Annotated in this window: 16 protein-coding genes and 1 tRNA gene; 6 read left to right on the forward strand and 11 right to left on the reverse strand. The window is 37.6% G+C overall.

The window, feature by feature from the left end:
- Positions 1-862: KxYKxGKxW signal peptide domain-containing protein (locus C5L23_RS02210; protein ID WP_170168006.1), on the reverse strand; the 862-nt coding region annotated here is incomplete at its 3' end.
- 279 nt (positions 863-1,141) lie between these two features.
- Here C5L23_RS02210 and C5L23_RS02215 point away from each other — a divergent pair.
- On the forward strand, positions 1,142-2,251 hold the full coding sequence (locus tag C5L23_RS02215) for a helix-turn-helix domain-containing protein (protein ID WP_133264229.1): 1,110 nt from the start codon (positions 1,142-1,144) through the stop codon (positions 2,249-2,251).
- A 99-nt stretch (positions 2,252-2,350) separates the two neighbouring features.
- Here the strand turns inward: C5L23_RS02215 and gndA are convergent, their stop codons facing one another.
- A complete protein-coding gene (gene gndA, locus C5L23_RS02220; RefSeq protein ID WP_010007319.1) occupies positions 2,351-3,784 on the reverse strand; it encodes an NADP-dependent phosphogluconate dehydrogenase in 1,434 nt (477 codons plus the stop codon).
- A 174-nt stretch (positions 3,785-3,958) separates the two neighbouring features.
- Between gndA and ahpC the strand changes: the two genes are divergently transcribed.
- Together ahpC and C5L23_RS02230 are read left to right on the forward strand one after the other, a co-directional pair.
- Positions 3,959-4,528, forward strand: coding sequence for an alkyl hydroperoxide reductase subunit C (gene ahpC, locus C5L23_RS02225; RefSeq protein ID WP_010007320.1), 570 nt, complete (start codon positions 3,959-3,961; stop codon positions 4,526-4,528).
- A 14-nt stretch (positions 4,529-4,542) separates the two neighbouring features.
- A complete protein-coding gene (locus tag C5L23_RS02230; RefSeq protein WP_010007321.1) occupies positions 4,543-6,240 on the forward strand; it encodes an FAD-dependent oxidoreductase in 1,698 nt (565 codons plus the stop codon).
- A gap of 56 nt (positions 6,241-6,296) precedes the next feature.
- Here C5L23_RS02230 and C5L23_RS02235 read toward each other — a convergent pair whose 3' ends face one another.
- From C5L23_RS02235 to ccpA, 8 genes are all read right to left on the reverse strand, one after another.
- Entirely contained in the window at positions 6,297-6,509 is a 213-nt protein-coding gene (locus C5L23_RS02235; protein ID WP_010007325.1) for a P8 family protein, read from the reverse strand.
- A gap of 89 nt (positions 6,510-6,598) precedes the next feature.
- Positions 6,599-7,255, reverse strand: coding sequence for a histidine phosphatase family protein (locus C5L23_RS02240; protein ID WP_010007326.1), 657 nt, complete (start codon positions 7,253-7,255; stop codon positions 6,599-6,601).
- A gap of 60 nt (positions 7,256-7,315) precedes the next feature.
- Positions 7,316-8,668 carry a glucose-6-phosphate isomerase gene (locus C5L23_RS02245; RefSeq protein WP_010007327.1) on the reverse strand — a complete coding sequence of 451 codons (1,353 nt, stop codon included), beginning with the start codon at positions 8,666-8,668 and terminating at the stop codon, positions 7,316-7,318.
- Positions 8,669-8,783: 115 nt separating this feature from the next.
- Positions 8,784-9,740 carry a GRP family sugar transporter gene (locus tag C5L23_RS02250; RefSeq protein ID WP_010007328.1) on the reverse strand — a complete coding sequence of 319 codons (957 nt, stop codon included), beginning with the start codon at positions 9,738-9,740 and terminating at the stop codon, positions 8,784-8,786.
- Between the two features lie 188 nt (positions 9,741-9,928).
- A complete protein-coding gene (gene mutL, locus C5L23_RS02255; RefSeq protein ID WP_133264230.1) occupies positions 9,929-11,968 on the reverse strand; it encodes a DNA mismatch repair endonuclease MutL in 2,040 nt (679 codons plus the stop codon).
- A gap of 23 nt (positions 11,969-11,991) precedes the next feature.
- Positions 11,992-14,586, reverse strand: a complete 2,595-nt coding sequence (gene mutS / locus C5L23_RS02260; protein WP_133264231.1) for a DNA mismatch repair protein MutS — start codon at positions 14,584-14,586, stop codon at positions 11,992-11,994.
- A 103-nt stretch (positions 14,587-14,689) separates the two neighbouring features.
- Positions 14,690-16,576, reverse strand: coding sequence for an acyltransferase family protein (locus tag C5L23_RS02265; RefSeq protein ID WP_133264232.1), 1,887 nt, complete (start codon positions 16,574-16,576; stop codon positions 14,690-14,692).
- An 89-nt stretch (positions 16,577-16,665) separates the two neighbouring features.
- Positions 16,666-17,691: a catabolite control protein A gene (gene ccpA, locus C5L23_RS02270; protein ID WP_010007333.1), complete on the reverse strand. Its 1,026-nt coding sequence runs from the start codon at positions 17,689-17,691 to the stop codon at positions 16,666-16,668.
- 206 nt (positions 17,692-17,897) lie between these two features.
- Here ccpA and C5L23_RS02275 point away from each other — a divergent pair, with 206 nt between their 5' ends.
- A complete protein-coding gene (locus C5L23_RS02275; protein WP_133264233.1) occupies positions 17,898-18,998 on the forward strand; it encodes a M24 family metallopeptidase in 1,101 nt (366 codons plus the stop codon).
- Positions 18,999-19,028: 30 nt separating this feature from the next.
- On the opposite strand, the gene C5L23_RS02280 is transcribed toward C5L23_RS02275, so the two are convergent.
- The gene (locus C5L23_RS02280) at positions 19,029-19,637 is read right to left on the reverse strand and encodes an ECF transporter S component (RefSeq protein ID WP_010007334.1); all 609 of its coding nucleotides are present in this window, start codon (positions 19,635-19,637) and stop codon (positions 19,029-19,031) included.
- Positions 19,638-19,738: 101 nt separating this feature from the next.
- On the opposite strand from C5L23_RS02280, the gene C5L23_RS02285 reads away from it, so the two are divergent.
- Positions 19,739-19,811, forward strand: a tRNA-Arg gene (locus tag C5L23_RS02285).
- Positions 19,812-19,993: 182 nt separating this feature from the next.
- Complete coding sequence (locus C5L23_RS02290; protein WP_010007335.1) at positions 19,994-20,533, forward strand: YagU family protein; 540 nt, start codon at positions 19,994-19,996, stop codon at positions 20,531-20,533.
- Positions 20,534-20,564: the final 31 nt, after the last annotated feature.

A 20,564-nucleotide genomic window follows, 5' to 3' on the forward strand; every position in this document is an offset into this window, starting at 1 on the left:
CAGAATTTTTACTAGTATCGATTTCACTACTGCTCAATGACTCTGATACAGAAGTTGATGTAGACTCACTACCAACAGAACCCGATTCAGAATTTTTACTAGTATCGATTTCACTACTGCTCAATGACTCTGATACAGAAGTTGATGTAGACTCACTACCAACAGAACCCGATTCAGAATTTCTACTAGTATCGATTTCACTACTGCTCAGTGATTCTGATACAGAAGGTGATGTAGACTCACTACCAACAGAATTTGATTCAGAATTTTTACTAGTATCTTTTTCACTACTGCTCAATGATTCTGATACAGAAGGTGATGTAGACTCACTACCAACAGAATTTGATTCAGAATTTTTACTAGTATCTTTTTCACTACTGCTCAATGATTCTGATATAGAAGTTGATGTAGATCCACTATCAACAGAATTTGATTCAGAATTTTTACTAGTATCTCTTTCATTATCGTTCAAAGAATTTGTAGATACATCATTATCTTGGTCCGTTACATTGTGAACAGTAATCTTTGGTATAGTTACCTGATTTTTTTCAACAATAGTATCTTGTTCATCATTGCTTTTTTCTTTTGCAACATTCCCATCATCAGCAAAAATATCATTAGCAGCAATTATGGTTCCACCAAACAATGTACTGATTGCCACTATCCCTTTAGGAATATTGGTAATCAATCCATCAACTTTATTCGATCCTGACGATAAATCACTTTTTCGGTTGTTGAACGATGATAACCATAGCATCGTTTTGCATATTCCAGATGTAACCCACATCTTACCATTTTTATACATTTTAAAATGAGTCACTTGGTCTAATTCTACAAAATTATTACTCTTTTTTTTTCTCACTTTTAACCTCTAACCCGTTTATTACAGTAAGCATTTCCCACAATAAAAACTTGTTGTTAGAATAATTCTCGTTTAAAGAGGTTACTATTTCATGATAAAAAAAGAGAATTCATAATAAATAAAAAGACTTTGTACCTTTTACATCACTTGTTATTAAAATATTTTTATATCATTAGTGTTAACATGATTATTTTTATATAAAAAAAGAGAAAACATAGTAAAATAAAAGAATTTTATTAAAAACATTCAAGTTAATAATGATGTACTGGGGAATATGATATGAAAGATATTACAAAGTTAGCCACCATTTTAAATGCTGATGCCATTTTAATTGATTACAGAACAAAAAAAACAACCTATTTGAGTGAAATGACAGATACAGATAAATTAATTACTAATTTATTAATACAAAATATGGAATTATTATTAACTCATACTTATCAATCTCTAAGTTATCGATCTGGGCATATCTTAACTTGTCGTGTTGACACTCAAACTGTTATTTGCTTTTTATTTGACTATAGCGATATGTTCTCTAGTAATAATGAATTAATGATGATTAATTCATTATCTAATTTACAATCAATTTCTCAAGTAATTTATACTCTTTATACATACAAAAATGCGCCCGAAGAAGATGTAGTGATTCGCCATCTGGGAGAAAACTTTTCTGATGTGCAAAATACTCAACAAACTAAAAACCCACAGAAATTTTTTGACGCCGAAACAAATATTATTAAGGGAATAGTCCATTCCGATAAAGAAGCGCTTATTATTGCTTTAGATGATTTATCCCATGTCAAAATAATTGGTGAATATTTTGCATCAAATAACTTAATTCGTGGTGAAAAGGATACCTTAATATCGTACTTAGCCGTTATGAATCGTGCTATTATTCAGTGGGGATATCCCGTCCAACTCGCTTTTAAATTACATAACGAGCTTGTCCAAGAAATTGAACTATCCCACCGTTTCCCTGATTTCTTTCAGGTTATTCGAGAAATCACTTGGCAATACTTTAAAACTGTTCAGGAATATCGTATTCACAATTTTTTGCCATTACATCAACGTATCCATCGTTATATTGACGAACATATTGGTGAAAATATTACCCTTGACGATTTAGCAAGTGCTCTCAATACATCCAAAAAGAATCTCAATCCAGCTTTTAAAAAAGAATATAATGTTACGATTACACAATTTATCCGGCACGCTAAAATTGATGCAGCGAAAGAATTACTCATTGCTTCCGATTTGAATTTAGATGAAATTACTCATTTACTATCTTTCTCAACAAAAAGTTACTTTGTCAAAACATTTAAAGAAATTACCGGTGTAACGCCGGCGTATTTTCGCCAACATTTTTTTGATCAACACCTTCATTTATAAGAATGAAGGTGTTGATCAAATTTAGGATACAAAAAAGGATACGCTCAGACTAAGCGTATCCTTTTTTGTACAACTATTATAATGAATTAAAATATTAACTTATTGTTCTTCATACCAGCTATAGTGGAAATTACCTGAACGATCAACACGTTCATAGGTATGTGCACCGAAATAGTCACGTTGTGCTTGTAACAAGTTGGCAGGTAATACTGCTGCACGGTAAGAATCATAATAGGTTACTGCAGCACTCATTGAAGGTACTGGCACGCCTGATTGAACAGCCAAAGCCACAACATCACGTGCGGATTGTTGATACTTTGCAGCAATATCCTTAAAGTAATCATCTAACAAGAGATTGTTCAAATCTGGTTGCTTATTATAGGCTTCAGTAATATTTTGTAAGAACTGTGCACGAATAATGCATCCTGCACGCCATATTTGAGCTAACTCGCCAAACTTCAAATCCCAATCATACGTTTCAGATGCAATACGCAATTGTTCGAATCCCTGTGCATAACTCATGATTTTTGAGAAATATAATGCTTCGCGAACCTTTTCAACTAGATCTTCTTTGGCAGGAACCTTAACAGCACCATTGGGACCAGACAAAACCTTAGAAGCTGCAACACGTTCGTCCTTCATCATTGAAATGTAACGGGCATAAACAGCTTCTGTAATAACAGATTGTGGTACTTGAATATTCAATGCATCTTCTGAACTCCATTTACCAGTTCCCTTATTATTACCACGATCTAGAATCATATCAACGATTGGCTTTGACTTATCATCACCCAAATCATCTTCACGTGACAAAATATCAGCAGTAATCTCAATCAAATAGCTATCCAACTCACCCTTATTCCATTCTGAGAATATCTTAGACTGCTCATCAACTGAAATACCACCAACATAGCGCATGATGCTATAGCTTTCATCAATTAATTGTTCATCACCATATTCGATACCATTATGCACCATCTTAACGTAATGCCCAGCGCCATTTGGACCAATATAACTCACACAAGGCTTATCATCTTGCGGTGCACGAGCAGCAATTTGCTTCAAAATTGGTTCCACTAAATCGTATGCTGCTTTTTGACCACCTGGCATTAATGAAGGGCCTTGTAAGGCACCTAATTCACCACCAGAAACACCCATACCAATAAAGTTAATACCAGACTTATCTAACTTAGCATTTCTTGCCATTGTATCGTGGAAGTTCGTATTACCACCATCAATCAACACATCCCCCTTATCTAATAAAGGCAATAGTTCATCAATGACGGCATCCGTTGGCTTTCCAGCCTTCACCATCAATAAAATACGGCGAGGCTTTTCCAACGAAGCGACAAAGTCAGCAATTGTGTAACTTGGTACCAACTTCTTTTCGCTGTGGTCCTTCATCACCTGTTCAGTTTTTTCTGAACTCCGGTTATAAATACCAACAGTGAAGCCACGACTCTCAATGTTGAGTGCCAAATTTTTACCCATAACTGCCATACCAACAACGCCAATATTTGCTTGACTTACCATGCTAAAACTTCCTCCTTGTGTATCTAATCACATCATCATTGTAGCACTACCCCATCTTAAATGAAAGCGCTTAACTCATCTATTTTAAAAAAATTATTGCGATTACCCTTGATTTTTTATTTAGAGTAGTTCTATACTAGTAAGTAGTTTAGAACAATTCTAAAGGAGAATATGATGACACAGAATTTTATTAACCAAGAAGTTGCTGACTTTAATGTCAATGCTTACCAGAACGGTGACTTAAAACAAGTTACTAAGCAAGATATCTTAGGTAAGTGGTCTGTCTTCTTCTTTTACCCAGCTGATTTTACTTTTGTATGCCCTACAGAGTTAGGCGACCTAGCTGATCATTACGCTGAATTCCAAAATGCCAATACTGAAATCTATTCAGTTTCTGAAGATAGCGAATTTGTTCACAAGGCCTGGGCTGAAGCAACAGATACTATCGCTAAAATTCAATACCCTATGCTGGCTGATCCAGCCGGCAAGCTAGCACGTTTCTTTGACGTACTAGATGAAGAAGCTGGTCAAGCTTACCGTGCCGTATTCATTGTCGATCCTGAAGGTAAGATTCAATCATATACCATTAATAATATGGGTATTGGTCGTAACGCTGAAGAAATTTTACGTACTCTTGAAGCCGCACAGTTTGTTGCGGAACACGGTGACCAAGTATGTCCCGCCAATTGGCATCCAGGTGAAGAAACCATTACCCCTAGTCTTGACTTAGTCGGCAAATTATAATTCGAGGTTCTTTCATGACACAACCCCATATTTACGACACAATTATCATTGGTGGTGGACCAGCTGGCCTATCTGCCGGCATTTATTCAGGTCGCTCAACACTGGATACACTCATCATTGAAGGTGATCAAATTGGTGGGCAAGTCACAACAACATCTACTGTGGCAAACTATCCAGCAGTGGAAACGATTGACGGTACTGCACTTGTTAACAAAATGCAACAGCAAGCCAAAGATTTTGGCGTTCATTTTATCCATGATGAAATAAGTACCTATGATTTCAATGACACAATCAAAATGGTTCAGGGTAAACAATCCCGCTATTATGGTCGTAGTATTATTATTGCTACGGGTGCAAAACCTCGCCAAGTTGGTTTTGATGGTGAACAAGCATTTCGTGGTCGCGGTGTCGCATATTGTTCAACTTGTGATGGTGAATTATTCAGTGGCCTAGAAGTCTTCGTGATTGGTGGCGGCTATGCTGCCGCTGAGGAAGCGGATTACCTCACACGTTTTGCACGTCACGTCACAATCGTCATGCGTTCAAATGAATTTACCTGTGCCCCTCTCACCGCGGCTCGTGCTCTAGATAATCCTAATATTAGTATTTGGCGAAACACCGAAATCCAAAGCGTTAGTGGTGATAATTATTTGACATCAGCAACTTTTATCAATAACCAAACGCAAGAAACAACAACCTACCATGTACAAGATGGTGACAATACTTTTGGTATTTTTGTTTATGTCGGTACAGATCCACAGACGCAAATTTTTGATCATGATATCGCGCTTAATGATAATGGTTATATTATCGCTGATTGTCATCAGCAGACCAATATTCCTGGTGTTTATGCTGCTGGCGATGTCGTTGAGAAGCCATTACGTCAAATTGTAACTGCTGCTGCAGACGGTGCCAATGCTGCAACAAGTGCTGAACTTTATGTGACAGAGCAAAAGCGAAAACTTAATATGACTGTTAAACGTCAAGTACCTAAAAAATCAACGCAGCACTCTGAAGCAGCACCCAAAACAGCACTAAATCAGCAGCAACAAGTTGTTCCCAAGCATAGTGGCACTTGGTTTTCCGATGAAATTATACAACAATTACAGCCAATATTAGACCGACTCACCAAAAATGTTACATTATATCAATTTAAAAATACGTCAGACAAAAGCCATGAATTAAGCCAATTCCTCCAAGAATTTAGCCAATTAAATGAACATCTACACTATGATGACGTGACTTTAACTCAGCAAATTGCTGAAGAACATAAAATCGAACGTACACCTCATTTTGTAATATTAGATGAGCATGGTGAAGATACTGGTATTAAGTTTAGTGGTATTCCTACCGGACATGAATTGAATTCACTTATTTTGGCAGTCTACAATGTAGCCGGACCAGGTCAAACAATTGACAGTCAGCTTGCTGAACGTATTAAGCAGCTGCCAGTAACAAAACTAGCAATTGGTGTATCACTCACTTGTCATTTTTGCCCCGATGTTGTGGCCGCTTGTCAACACATTGCAGCACTAAATGACAATATTTCAGCGGAAATGATTGATTTACAGTTATTCCCAGAAATTCGTGAACAACGCCACATCATGAGTGTTCCGGCACTCATGATTGATCAAAATTCAGATATTGTATTTGGTAGTCAGACATTAGAGGATATCGTAACAGCAATTGAAACAGCTACTGTTCATGCTTAAATATAAAAAACAACTCGAATAATATTATTCGAGTTGTTTTTTAGTGTATTGATTGTTTAAACATGCAAAACCTTTTCAGCTTCGCTTTTGGCTTGACTATTATCCATCTTTTCAAATTGCTTCAAGTGATCTAATGTTGATAAGGTATTCTTATTACTTTCATCCATATAATGATTCCATAATGCATCTCGTAGTGGGGTATTGTCCTCGCTCCAATCAAATACCGTTGCCATTGGCTTATCTAGTAACTCAAACTTTTTATCTGCCATTTCCATGACCCCCTTATAATTACTTTTGCTTACAACTTAGTTATAGTTCTTTTGCACACAAAATGCAACCAAATACAAAATCGAAGTGATTAGAAAGTTGTTGTCAAATCATTAAAATGTTCAACACGTAATTCACCGTTATCATTAAGATCAAAAACAGCAACTGACCCATTTTGGGGGCGTTTTGCTTCTTTAAAATGACCAAAATATTGTGCTAAATTCCATATTAACTGTCCATGGCTCACTAATAGAATAGTTGCATCAGTTGTATTGTGATCTTGTAAGTGCCGTAATGACGCGCGCATCCGTTGCCAAAATATTTCAGCATTCTCGCCCATCCGTTGTGGATCAACTTGCTGACGAACATCCATAATTTCAGTCATATTGTGTGCTAAAGCAATATCATCTGACTTCACAGTATCCATATCAAAATAGCGCGCAACACTTCCCCACATCACAGCATTATCACCACCTTCAAAGCTGCCAAAATAGTATTCTCGCCAATCTGGTGTAAAATCCAAACGTGGTTGACGATATTGGTTTTCTTGTAAGATAAATTCAGCTGTGTGGATAGCTCTAGAAGTATCGGAAGCATAAGCAGCATCAAATTTAACATGCGCCAGCCTTTGGCCAGCTGATTGACCATCAGCAATGCCTTTTTCAGTTAATGGCGTATCTGCCCATCCTTGAACCTTATCTAATACATTAAATATTGTTTGACCATGACGAACCGCATAAATTTTCATTATTTTACCTCACTAGCTAAAAAACGAATCCTAAGGATTCGTTTTTCATCAAATTAATGACTACTTGTTCAAACGCGCACGCAATGTCTTTGTTTGTTCTTCATAGCCTGGTTTACCTAACAAAGCAAACATGTTTGTCTTATAAGCTTCAACACCTGGTTGGTTAAACGGATTAATACCAAATGTGTAACCTGAAGCACCAACAGCAATTTCAAAGAAGTAAATCAAATAACCCAATGAATAGGCATCTTGTTGCGGAATATGCACTGCTAAGTTAGGTACACCACCATCAACGTGAGCTAATGTAACACCTTGGAAGGCATTCGTATTAACTTCATCGACAGTCTTCCCTTCAAGATACTGCAAACCGTCCTTGTTACCCTCTTCTTCAGGTAAAGCAATGTTTGACACAGGATTGTCTAACTTGACAACTGTTTCAAATAAGTCTCGACGACCTTCTTGTATATATTGACCCAATGAGTGCAAATCAGTACTGAAGTTAGCTGAAGATGGATAAATACCCTTTTGGTTCTTACCTTCTGATTCACCCATCAACTGTTTCCACCATTCTGATAGATACTGCATGGTTGGTTCCCAGTTAATCAATAGCTCAGTTGTATAGCCTTTGTCATAAAGAATACGACGCAAAGCAGCATACCTATAAGCTTCGTTTTTACGCAAGTCACTATCAGAATATTCATCTTGTGCGTCTTTAGCGCCATCCATCAATTGTTGGATATCAACACCAGAAGCAGCAATTGGTAGTAAACCAACTGGTGTCAAAACAGAGAAACGACCGCCAACACCATCAGGAATCACAAAAGTTTCATAGCCTTCTGCGGCTGCTTCATCATGCAAAGCACCCTTGTTAGCATCTGTTGTTGCGTAAATACGCTTTTTGGCACCTGCTTCACCATATTTCTTTTCAAGCAACTTCTTAAAGACACGGAATGCAATTGATGGTTCAGTTGTTGTACCTGATTTAGAAATCACATTAACAGAGAAATCTTTATCACCTAATACACGAACTAAATCATTAATGTACGCAGATGAAGTTGAGTTACCAGCAAAATAAATCTTAGGTGCTTGACGCTCTTCATCACTTAATTCATTGTAGAAGCTTGGGTGCAAGAAATCGATTGCAGCCTTCGCACCAAGATATGAACCACCAATACCAATGACAACCAAAGCTTGTGAATCTGACTTTATTTGTTCGGCTGCTTTTTGAATACGGGCAAATTCTGCCTTATCGTAGTCAGTTGGCAATGTAATCCAATCAGAATATTCCGCACCAGCACCAGTACGATTGCGCAACTGTGAATCGGCCATCGTAATTAATGGTTGCATTTCATCTAATTCATGTTTTGCTACAAAATTCTCAACATTTGTTGTATCAAAAGAAATATGTGACATAATATCCTCGCTCCTTAAATAGTAACCGTTTACAATGTATATTGTATCACTATATCACTCAGTGGTATAGACCAAAACAAAAAAACAATTTCAAATTTGAAATTGTTTTTTATTTTTATGCAAACTTAGCAATATTACCTATCAAAATACCGCCGACAACGACTAATATTGTACCGACAACAATTAACTTCATCTGGTAAGATGTCTTCTTTTCACCCAAAAGGTAAATACCACCAAATGTACCAACAATAATACCCATCTGTGATAATGTCGTAGCAACCGCTTGTCCGACATTAGGATTGGCTGCTGAGATGAACATGAAAATATTTCCTGTTGCCCATACCAAACCTGTTACAATATTGCGCCATGTTGGTGCCTTGAACATTTTATCACCTTCGCGCAATACAAAGATGACAATCAAAAATGCACCAATCACTTGTCCAATAGACTGTGGACCTACGATAGCTGTCATATAATCAATACCATTATGACGTGTCTTAACAGCATCTGAAATATAACCTAGCTTATTCAATAAATTAGGCAAAACAAAGTACATCATAAAGCCTAATGTTGAAACAATAAGGTAGATCATCCCCTTCTTATTATCTGAAGGATTTTGCATACCTTGGCTACTACGTGACTTATCACGTGCTGAAATCAAAGTAGCACCAATAACAACAGTTACAATTGATAAAACACCAATTGCCCACATTTTGCCGTTCTTCCATTCACCCAAAACAGCAGCGGCCATCAATGCATTCATAACAATCTGTCCAGCTGTTGAGAGTGGAATCGCCAAGGACACGCCCATATCTTTAATAGCTAGGAACTGCCCTGCTGTTCCAATCGCCCATACTAAACCAGAAATAATCCCAACAACCCAAATACGACTATCAACGGTAATGCCATTTGGCATAACGAACAGAAACATTGTTGCCATACCAAATAGTAATGCACCAAATGTCATTCCCAATGTTTGTTGCGCAGCTGTACCACCCATTTTGGTGTTAACAAGTCCAACTGACCCCCATGCTAGGCCGGGAATTAAGGCCACTAAAATTGCAATATTCATAATATTTTAAAATGCTCTAGGTAGAGCACTTTCCTCCTTAGTTTTTCAACATTACATATTTTACATGATTGAAAACGTTTACACAAGCGCTTTACAAAATTTTCTGAAACCGTTTACAGTATCAATGGCCTTTTCCCATTTATATTAAAAAATCGTTAGTTTATTAGACCAACGACTTTAACATATTCTTAATACGGATGATTGTCATATGATGCCCACTTTTCATGGGAATCTTGAATACGTTTGAACATTTTTTCCATTTCATTGAGTGAAAAAGTCACTAGAACCGGCCGACCATGTGGACAATTATATGGATTTTCTGCCTGAGATAAATCATTAATAAGGGCTCTCGCTTGAGCATCATCAATATATAAATTAGCACGAATTGATCGCTTACAACTCATCATAATGGCTGTTTTTTCACGGAATTCAGCAACGGTTAAATGTCCATCTCTTAAAATCCAATCCACCATTTCTTTAATTGTTGCTTCTTCTTGACCCTTCATAAACCAAATGGGATGTTCTCTAACCACAACACTCGTTGGTCCAAAAGGTTCCAACTTGAGACCAACCTGTGCCAGACTATCTTCATGATCAGCAATACGTAACATATCACTAGCTGAATACTCAATAACAATGGGAACAAGTAATCGCTGTTTATCTTGTCCTACTTCACCAATTGCTTGGCGATAATATTCATATTTAACACGCTCTTGCGCCGCATGTTGATCAATTAAATATAAGCCATCTTGGCTCTGTGCGAACAAAAATGTGCCACTCATTTGCCCAATATAAGTAAGTTCTGGAAATCCTGTCTTTTCATTTTTCAAAATGTCTAAATCAACTTGTTCAGATTTTGAAACGGATGAATTGGGTATCAGTGTCGTTTGATAGTCAACCTTATTTTCAGTCACAACTTGATGTGATGATGGCTCAGTTTCTGGAAAAGCTGTCACAAATGGTTCAGTCGCATATTTCTGTTCAAAAGCTAATACTGTATCATGCTTTAAATCACCTTTATGATTAATCATAATCGTATTCGTTTCTTCTTGAACAGCTGAAGCTGTCGCTTCAAGACTTTCGGCATGCTCAGGCGTGCTGCTATTGACCGTCCACGGTGCTTTAGTTGTCGGCGCTATCGACGGTACTGACTGGCTTGTTGTGTGTGTATCGTGTTGATCATCTTTACGCTTAACTGATGTTGATCCGTACAAATTATCATAAGCATCAGGAATGAGATTTTCTTGACTGAGCCGCTGTTTAATCGTTGTTATGAGTAACTCAGATAATTCAGCTTCCTTCGTCAAACGAATCTCTGATTTTTGTGGGTGTACATTAACATCAATGAGTAGCGGATCTGTATCAATATTAATGACGCCCATTGGAAATCGCCCAATCATTAATTTAGAGCCATAACCTTTAATAATTGCATTAGAAACGGCAAAATTTTTAACAAATCGATGATTCACCAATACTGTCAAATATTCACGTGATCCCCTTGTTAATTCTGGTAGTGATACATAGCCACTCACATTGAAGTCATCATTTTCACCCTGAATGTCGATCATCTTTTGCGCAACATCACGCCCGTAAATTGCAGCAATAACCTGTTGTAAATGACCATTCCCCGTTGTTTTCAACAGACTTTTACCGTCACTTGTCAAAGAAAATGCAATTTTTGTGTATGACAAGGCCAATCGATTCAAGATATCCACAATTTTAGCTAATTCTGTTTTAGGTCGCTTTAAATACTTCAGCCGCGCTGGCGTATTGTAAAATAGGTCTCGAACTGTGATTACCGTGCCAATACGGCCGTTTGCCGGTGTCTGTGATACTTGTTTACCACCTTTAATGTGATACATCACACCTGTAGATGCAACTTGAGTGGTTGTATTTAAAGTGACATCTGATATCGCAGCAATTGAAGGTAATGCTTCGCCTCTAAAACCAAGTGACAAAATATTAAAGAGATCGTGCCGACTATTAATTTTACTCGTTGCATGTCGTGTAAAAGCTAATGGCACGTCTTCTGGTTCAATTCCACCGCCATTATCAACAACACGAATCAAAGACTGTCCTGCATCCTCAACAATAATATCAATCTGTGTCGCCTCAGCATCAATCGCATTTTCAACCAACTCTTTCACCACACTAGCTGGTCGTTCAATAACCTCACCAGCCGCAATCTGGTTAGCGAGTAAATTTGATAATTCGTGAATCTTATGCATATTAGAACCCCTTATGCCATCTATTACTTTTCCATTTGCTTCAACTCAGCTAACTGGTTCAATGCTTGAATAGGTGTCAAATTGTTAATGTCGATCTTTGCTAATTGATCTAAAATAGCTTGCGTTGATTGATCAATATCCTTTACGACAAACAAGGCAGTTTGATCCGACATTTCATTTGCATCTGGTTTAGACACATTATTCTGCATATCTAAATCAATTGGTTGTTGATGCTCTAGTCGAGATAAAATATGTTCTGCATTTTGAATAAGGCCGTCTGGTAAACCAGCCAATGCAGCGACATGAATACCATAAGATTTATCAGCAGGTCCCGCTTGGATTTGATGTAAGAAATGAAGCTCCCCATTCTCGTCTTCGGCAGCACCCACATGAACATTTTCAATATTAGGGTACTGATGTGCTAGGACAGTTAATTCATGGTAATGTGTTGAAAATAATGTTTTTGCGTGCACATGTTGGTCAAGATATTCAATAATCGCTTGTGCTAAAGCCATACCATCGTAAGTTGCTGTGCCTCGACCCAGTTCATCAAATAAAATCAAGGAATGATGGGTGGCTTCTTGCAATGCATAGTTAGCTTCTGCCATTTCAACCATAAAGGTTGACTGCCCTGTGGCTAAGTCATCACTGGCACCAATTCTTGTAAATATCTGATCAAATATTGGTAATTCAGCTTTGTCAGCCGGTACAAAGCTCCCCATTTGTGCCAAGATAACAATGAGTGCTAATTCCCGCATATAAGTTGATTTTCCTGCCATGTTGGGACCTGTAATTAACTGAATCGTCGTTTGCTTATCTAGATATACATCATTAGCGACAAAGTCCCCATTTGGCAACAGTGCTTCTACAACAGGATGCCGACCTTTTTCAATCCGGACCGTATCATCGTTCGTGACAAAAGTGGGGCGCACAAAGTGCTGGTTATCAGCAATATCTGCTAAACTAGCTAAAACATCGAGCCGGGCAATTTGGCCTGCCAATTTTTGAAGACGCGTAATATTCGTTTTTACCCGTTCCCGTATCGTCACAAAAAGCTCATACTCACGCTCTGTCCGCTTAGCCTGCGCTTCAATAATTAAACGCTCATGCTCTTTTAATTCAGGTGTGACAAAACGCTCAGCATTGGTTAATGTTTGTCGGCGTTCATATCGTCCCTCTTCTAATTTCGCAATATTAGACTTGGTCACTTCAATAAAGTAACCAAAATTCTTATTATAACCAATTTTCAAAGAATTAATGCCGGTTGCTATTCTTTCTTTAGATTCCAATTCTCCTAACCATTGCTGATTATCATGGAGTACTTGACGATAAGTGTCGATTTTTTCGTCAAAACCATCTCGGATGATATCGCCTTCTCGCACGCTAACTGGTGGATCATCAACAATCGCTTCTTCTATCAAGCCAGATAAATCCAACATGGTATCTAATTCATCTGCAATCTGATGCAAAACGTTCTCATGCGGTAGCTCAGAAAGTGTACTTTTAATCCCAGGAACAGCCGATAACGATCGTTTTAATTGGATTAATTCGCGCGCATTCATCGTACCCATTGCAGCTCGCGCAGCTAAGCGCTCTAAATCATATACAGATTTCAAATGATCTTGCAGCGCACCACGTGTAAAAAATTGTTCTTGAAATGCTGCAATTGTATCCAATCGTTGCGTAATATCATGATGATCACGCAGAGGTTTTAGTAACCACTGTTTCAATAAGCGACCACCCATTGCCGTCTTAGTCGCATCAATCAATCCTAATAGACTACCGGCCTTTTTCTTAGTACGTGAATTCTCAACTAAATCTAAATTAACACGTGTATTATGATCAAATTTTAGAAAAGATAATCGCGCGTAACTTGTAGCAGGTACAATATGATCCAAACTGCGACGCTGCGTATCAAAAATATAATTCAGCAATAATTCTGTTACGCTTTTCTGGTCCGTATCTAATAACGACTGTGTTAGAAAACTAATCGTTGCGCTTGGTGATTGCTGTACCGTATAAGAAACCACAATCCCACGTTTACCAATTTTGTCAATTAATTGTATTTGCGGTTCAATCCCATTATCTTTGAGTAAAACAACTTCCTTAACTTCTAAGCTATCTAATTCATCCAACACCTCTGGTAATCGTGCAATATTTGTCGTTTTCAATTCACCAGTAGATAAATCAATATAGGCTAAAGAAAAAGTTTTATCTGATGGTATAACCGCCGCTAAATAATTATTTTCACGTTCACCACCGATACCATCTGTCATTTTTGTGCCTGGTGTAATCAGTTGCACAACATCGCGTTTAACCATCCCCTTAGCTGTTGCAGGATCTTCCATTTGTTCAACGATGGCAACTTTGTAACCTTGATCAACGAGAATATCAATATAATTTCGCGCAGCATGATGCGGGATACCCGCCATTGGTACTGGATTATCTGAATTCTTATTCCGCGCTGTTAAGGTAAGTTCAAGAATCTTAGCACCTAATACGGCATCATCTTCGAACAACTCATAAAAATCCCCTAAGCGATAGAAAACAAAGGCATCTGGATATTGTTTTTTTATTTCATGGTATTGTACCATCATTGGCGTATCTGCTTTTGCCATTCAATTACCTCATTATTTATACTGCTATTATTTTAACATGCTTGATTTAATACAAAAAACCGCTGCCCACGCTATTCATAAGCTAGAGACATACGGTTAGACATTAATCATGATAAATAGCTGCTGTTGTCTCGACTAATAGCCGAACATATTGACGATTCCCCTCTGGCTCTGGATGAACGCCATCACTGGCAAACCACTCAGGATGTTGCTTTGCCTTACTATACCAATCAATTACATGTAAATTTTTGTACTGACGATTAGCTTTCTTTAATAACTGGTTATTTTCATCTTGCCATGGTCGATTAGGGACATAGCTATTGACCCAAAAAACTTGTCGCTTGCGACCGAAACTTTGCATCATCTGTTCAAGTTCTTGTTGCTTGATTGTGCCATTTGTACCAATACCCACTAAAATATTTGGTGCTAAATTGTCTGTATCCGACCAATTTCCCACAATAGATACAGCATCATGTGTTTGCCTACCCACTTTAGCATCGACAATAAAGTGGTTGTTAATCTCTTGCAAATATGGTGCCGTATCTAACATGACGGAATCGCCAACCGCTTTAAAGTTCAAAGCTTTAAAAATTTGATAATCAGCTTTTTTTAATTGATATTTTTTGATCATCTTTAGGTCGTTTTGAGTTAACGGTTGTTTTTTGATATGTTGGCGAGGCCCCGCACCTTTTAATTGGTTCTGTTGCTCAGCTACTTTGTTTTGCTGTGCTATGCGCTCTTGATTACGCGATAATTCTTTTTGTAAATGTGTTTTGGGCATAGATATACCTGCCCGATGACTCGTTAACCCTTGCGCAACAAAGAAAATCATAATAATTGATACAATGCCTGTACCAAAGAAACGATTACGTGATGCAGTTAACCAATACCAAACATTTTGAAAATCAGCGCCCCTTCTAAACGGCTGTTCAATATAACGATAACTAACTTCGCTTAATAATAAAACCAAAATTAATTCAATCACATTATGCCACATGTTGGGACGGAAGTGTGGTATCAATCGTTCATAAAAGACAAATACTGGTAATTGATACAAATAAATACTATACGAGCGTTTACCTAAATAATTCAAGAAACCATTATCTAACCACTGTGACCAGATGCTTGCTGGATGCACAACGATAGCAATGAGTACTGTGGCAATCAATGTAAACAAGAACATCATGCCATAATAAGTACTTGGATGTTGCCCATTAATATATAAAATACCAAATATCATGAGTACCAAAGCAATGGCGCCAATTATATTTAAACGTTGCTTAGATTGTTGGTCAATAAAATGCGATAGTCGATCAGATGGCCACATAAATGCCAATGCAGTGCCTAATAAAATAGCAAACAAACGCGTATCAGTACCATAATAGACACGATTAATCATGTCTGGCTGATATAATAATGCCATCAACAATGCACTCACAACTGCCATGAATGCTAAACCGATACTAATGACTCGCCGTTTCACACGATGCTTCAATAAAAAGTTAATGATAAATGGCCATACGAGGTAAAATTGTCCCTCGATTGATAAAGACCATAAATGGGTAAATGGTGAAGCACCGCCAAATTGCTGGAAATAAGATTCACCATGTGAAATTGACCAAAAATTATACACATAAAATAAATTGGTCAAGACTACATAACGAAGGTTATATTGTAAATCAGGTGTGAATAACAAAATCACAATGGTCGTCACAATAAGCATGACAACTAATGCCGGATACAACCGTCGTAATCGACGCAGATAAAATTGATAAGTACCGATATATTGATCTTTATCAAATTCTTGTACTAATAAATCAGTAATAAGATAACCTGAAATAACAAAGAATAGCGGTACCCCTAACCAACCACCAACCACTTTTGTTGGCATAAGATGAAAAAGTAAAACCCCAATTACAGCAAAAGCACGTAAACCATCTAAACCCGTGATGTAGCGTTTCCCCCATTGTCGCCCATTGAGCAAATTCATTATCCCACTCCTAATGTCGCTTTGATTAGTATAGTAAAAAACGTAAACTGCCCTACTAGTTTACGTTTTTTACTATTAAATGTCAATTGTTACATTTTTATTTCTAAATCATTTTTTGTCGTACCGCGACGTTCAATCGTATGCGGTAATGTAATTTGTGTATCTTCTAAAATTTCATTATTCATTAACTTAGTTAGCATTCGCATAGCAACCGCCCCAATATCATATTTCGGTTGTGAAATTGAGGTCACTGCTGGTCGCGTTACAATAGCGAACTTAGTGTTATTTGATGTAACGACTTCAAAGTCATCAGGTACTTTAACACCCTTATCAATCATGTAATTCATAATGCCTAAGGCAACTTCGTCATCATAAGTAATCGCAGCCGTTGCCTTAGCAGCAGTAACACGTTCAGCTACCTGCATTCCTGCTGCGTAATCTTGATGTGATGTAAAGACTAATGATTCATCGTAGTCAATCCCCATCTCTTCCAACGCATCCTGATAGCCCTTCAAACGATACTGCTTATTGATCGCATGCGTTAGCGGTCCAATAACCAATGCAACCCGTTGGTGACCATTTCTAATCAACGCTTTAGTCGATTCTCTAATAGCTGCTACATAGTCAATATTGACACTTGGCAAGCTACCATCACTTGTCAAAAAACCCGCTAAAACAACCGGCGCATCGACACTAGCAATGGTATTAAGTACTTCGCGATCCAGTTCGTTGCCCATAAAGATAATGCCATCAACTTGTTTCGTTGCCAAATTGTTAACAGCCATCGTTTCACGAACAGGATCTTCGTCGGTATTCGTTAACAAAACGTCATAATGGTACATATTTGCTACGTCATCAATACCACGCGCTAATTCCGAATAGTACATATCTGTTACGTCAGGCATCACAACACCGATAGTCGTCGTCTTTTTTGAAGCTAATCCTCGAGCCACTGCATTAGGATGATAACCCAATTCATCAATAGCAGCCAATACCTTACGTTTTGTTGATTCCCTAACATTGGTATTGCCATTAACAACACGTGATACAGTCGCTAATGAAACACCCACGCGACTGGCAACATCATAGATTGTTGCTGATTGTTTTTTCTTCATAAATTCACTCCCAAATATTGATAATTTAATCGTTAAAATGCTTTTTTATTTTATACAATCATTATTATAACAAATTTTTCAAAATATGCAAACGCTTACAATGTTAACTAATTATTGTTTTCATGTTTTTTTCACGTTATTTACAAAAAAATATCATACCATAATAAGCGTATAATGAAAGCACTTTATCATTTAGGAGTTATGTTATGAATCAAAGCAAGCTTAATGAATTGAATAACTGGCTACAACACAATAATCTAGACGGCGCGATTATCACGAACTATCATAGCGTTGCTTATTTAAGTGGTTTTGAATCTGATCCGATTGAACGCGTTTTGGCACTTGTCATACTCAGTGGTAAAAATCCATTTCTCTTCGGTCCAGCTTTAGAAGTCAACAGTATGCAAGAAAGTGGTTGGCCATATACTGCAATAGGCTATCAAGATCAAGAAAACCCATGGCGTAAACTGGCGCAACATATCCAAAACACTTCCAAAGGCAGTCAACGATTTGCAATTGAAGCCGATAATTTAACGGTGCATCGTTTAAATGCGCTTCAAAATGCACTCCCTACTGGTGATTTCAGTACAGATATTACTGAAAAAATTAACCAATTACGGCTGATTAAAACTTCCAGTGAAATCCAGCATATGTTAGCTGCTGGGCAAGATGCGGATCGCGCCTTTGAAATTGGCTTTCAAGCACTGCATGCTGGTGCTTCAGAATTAGAAGTCGCTGCGGAAATTGAATATCAATTGAAAAAAAGTGGTGTGCCTAGCATGAGCTTTGACACTTTGGTTCAATTTGGTGATCACGCCGCTGATCCCCATGGTACAACTAGTAACCGGGCCTTGAAAGCCAATGAATTAGTTCTTTTTGACCTAGGTACAATGACGCAAAATTATGCTTCCGACGCGTCACGAACTGTCGCTTTCGGTGCTGTTCCAAAAGATATTCACGATATTTACGATGTTGTTTTGCATGCTCAGCAGGCTGCTCAACAACAAGCAAAGATTGGTATGACTGCCGGTGAGTTAGATCACATTGCCCGCCAAGTTATTGAAGAAGCCGGCTACGGCCAATATTTCAACCATCGCTTGGGACATGGACTCGGTTCTAGTGTTCATGAGTATCCTTCAATCATGCCTGACAGTCATCTGATCCTTCAAGAAAACATGGTGTTCTCAATAGAACCCGGTATCTACATTCCTGGTACTGCTGGTATCCGTATTGAAGATAGCGGCTATCTGAGTGCAAACGGCTTTATTCCCTTTACACAAACCACTAAAAATTTCACAGTTCTATAAAATAAAAACAACCGTGCATAACGGTTGTTTTTATATATTGAGTCGTTTTGCAATCGGTATTAATGCACCAGCAATCAATGGTACCAGAATAGCACCAGTGATAACTTCAAAGATACCATTAAACCAAACAATGCCAATCAACCACCCTAAAATATTGTGCGTTGGAATACCCGTAAAATTAGTCTGCATGATGCTAAAGCCAATTGTTGTTAAAATAACAACACCCACAGTATTAATCAAAGCAGCCAAAACACCTAAACTAGCTAAACCAACAGTTTGTTTACCAACATGTTGATTTTTAAAATATCGTTGATAGATAAAGCCAATCAATAGGCCAACTGCTACTCTTGGTAATAGTGCGGTAAACGGATTTTGAAACATTAACGAGCCAATTGATCCTGGTGTTGTCCAAGCAATATATAATGTTGTTAATCCCCAAAAGCCACCCAAAACGGCACCATATTTTGGTCCAACTAAAATGGCACCAATTGCAACAGTAAATTGAACAATCGTTGGTGCAGCACCAACGACAAAAGCGCCTAATGGTAGATAACCTAACCAACTAATAATGGATTGTACAAGGACAATTGCCATAAAAAAAGTTGTTATCATCAAATATATCGTTTTTCTATTTTTCATAAACTCTTCTCCATAACGCTTCATCGATTATAACATGTTACATTAAAACCCCTCAAATCATTTGCATACCAACAGATTTACCCGTATAATCTTATTGTTAAGCGCTTATAGTTTAACGGGATAGAACGGGGACCTCCTAAGTCCTTGATCCCAGTTCGAGTCTGGGTAAGCGCATAAATTACTTTATTAAGCGACGGATGTCGCTTTTTTTGTGAAATCAACTACAATGATAAATAGTAACGAATACCATTATGATTGATGATATTTAATTTTTTAACAATCCTTGTTATATTTATCACATTAAGTGGTATAATACTATTTGTTGTTTAATTACATTTAGTTAGGAGAACGGGACTATGTTTAACATAGAAAAGCCCAAGGCACCCCTTGGCGCAATAATTTGGAAGAGTATTTGGTATGGATTCATCGCGGGAATGATTTCAGGTATGGTTAAGATTGGTTGGGAGGCCATTTTGCCACCTCGTACATTAGCACGCAATGCAACTAATCCACCACAACATTTACTCGAACAGTTGGGGATGTCACATGATACAACGCATGCGTTTGTTTATTATTCCACTGATCAAAAAGTATTTTATGTTGCATTAATTATTCACTTTGCCTTTTCATTGGTTTTTGCAATGCTATACCTCTTCTTAGCACAATTCTGGTCAAAGGTTACACTTTGGCAAGGTGCTTTATATGGTATCGCCATCTGGATTGCCTTCCATGTCATTATCATGCCTGCTATGGGAACTGTTCCACCAGCATGGCATCAGCCATTTGACGAACATTTCTCCGAATTCTTCGGTCATATTGTTTGGGCATGGTCAATTGCAGCAGTTGGTTTCTTCTTAGCTGCTAAAGACAAATCTAAGACATTGGTTAACTTATAATATAAAAAAAGCAGTCACAATACATTAATTG

The sequence above is a fragment of the Leuconostoc fallax genome (genome assembly GCF_004354645.1).
GTDB classification, from domain to species: Bacteria; Bacillota; Bacilli; order Lactobacillales; family Lactobacillaceae; genus Leuconostoc_B; species Leuconostoc_B fallax.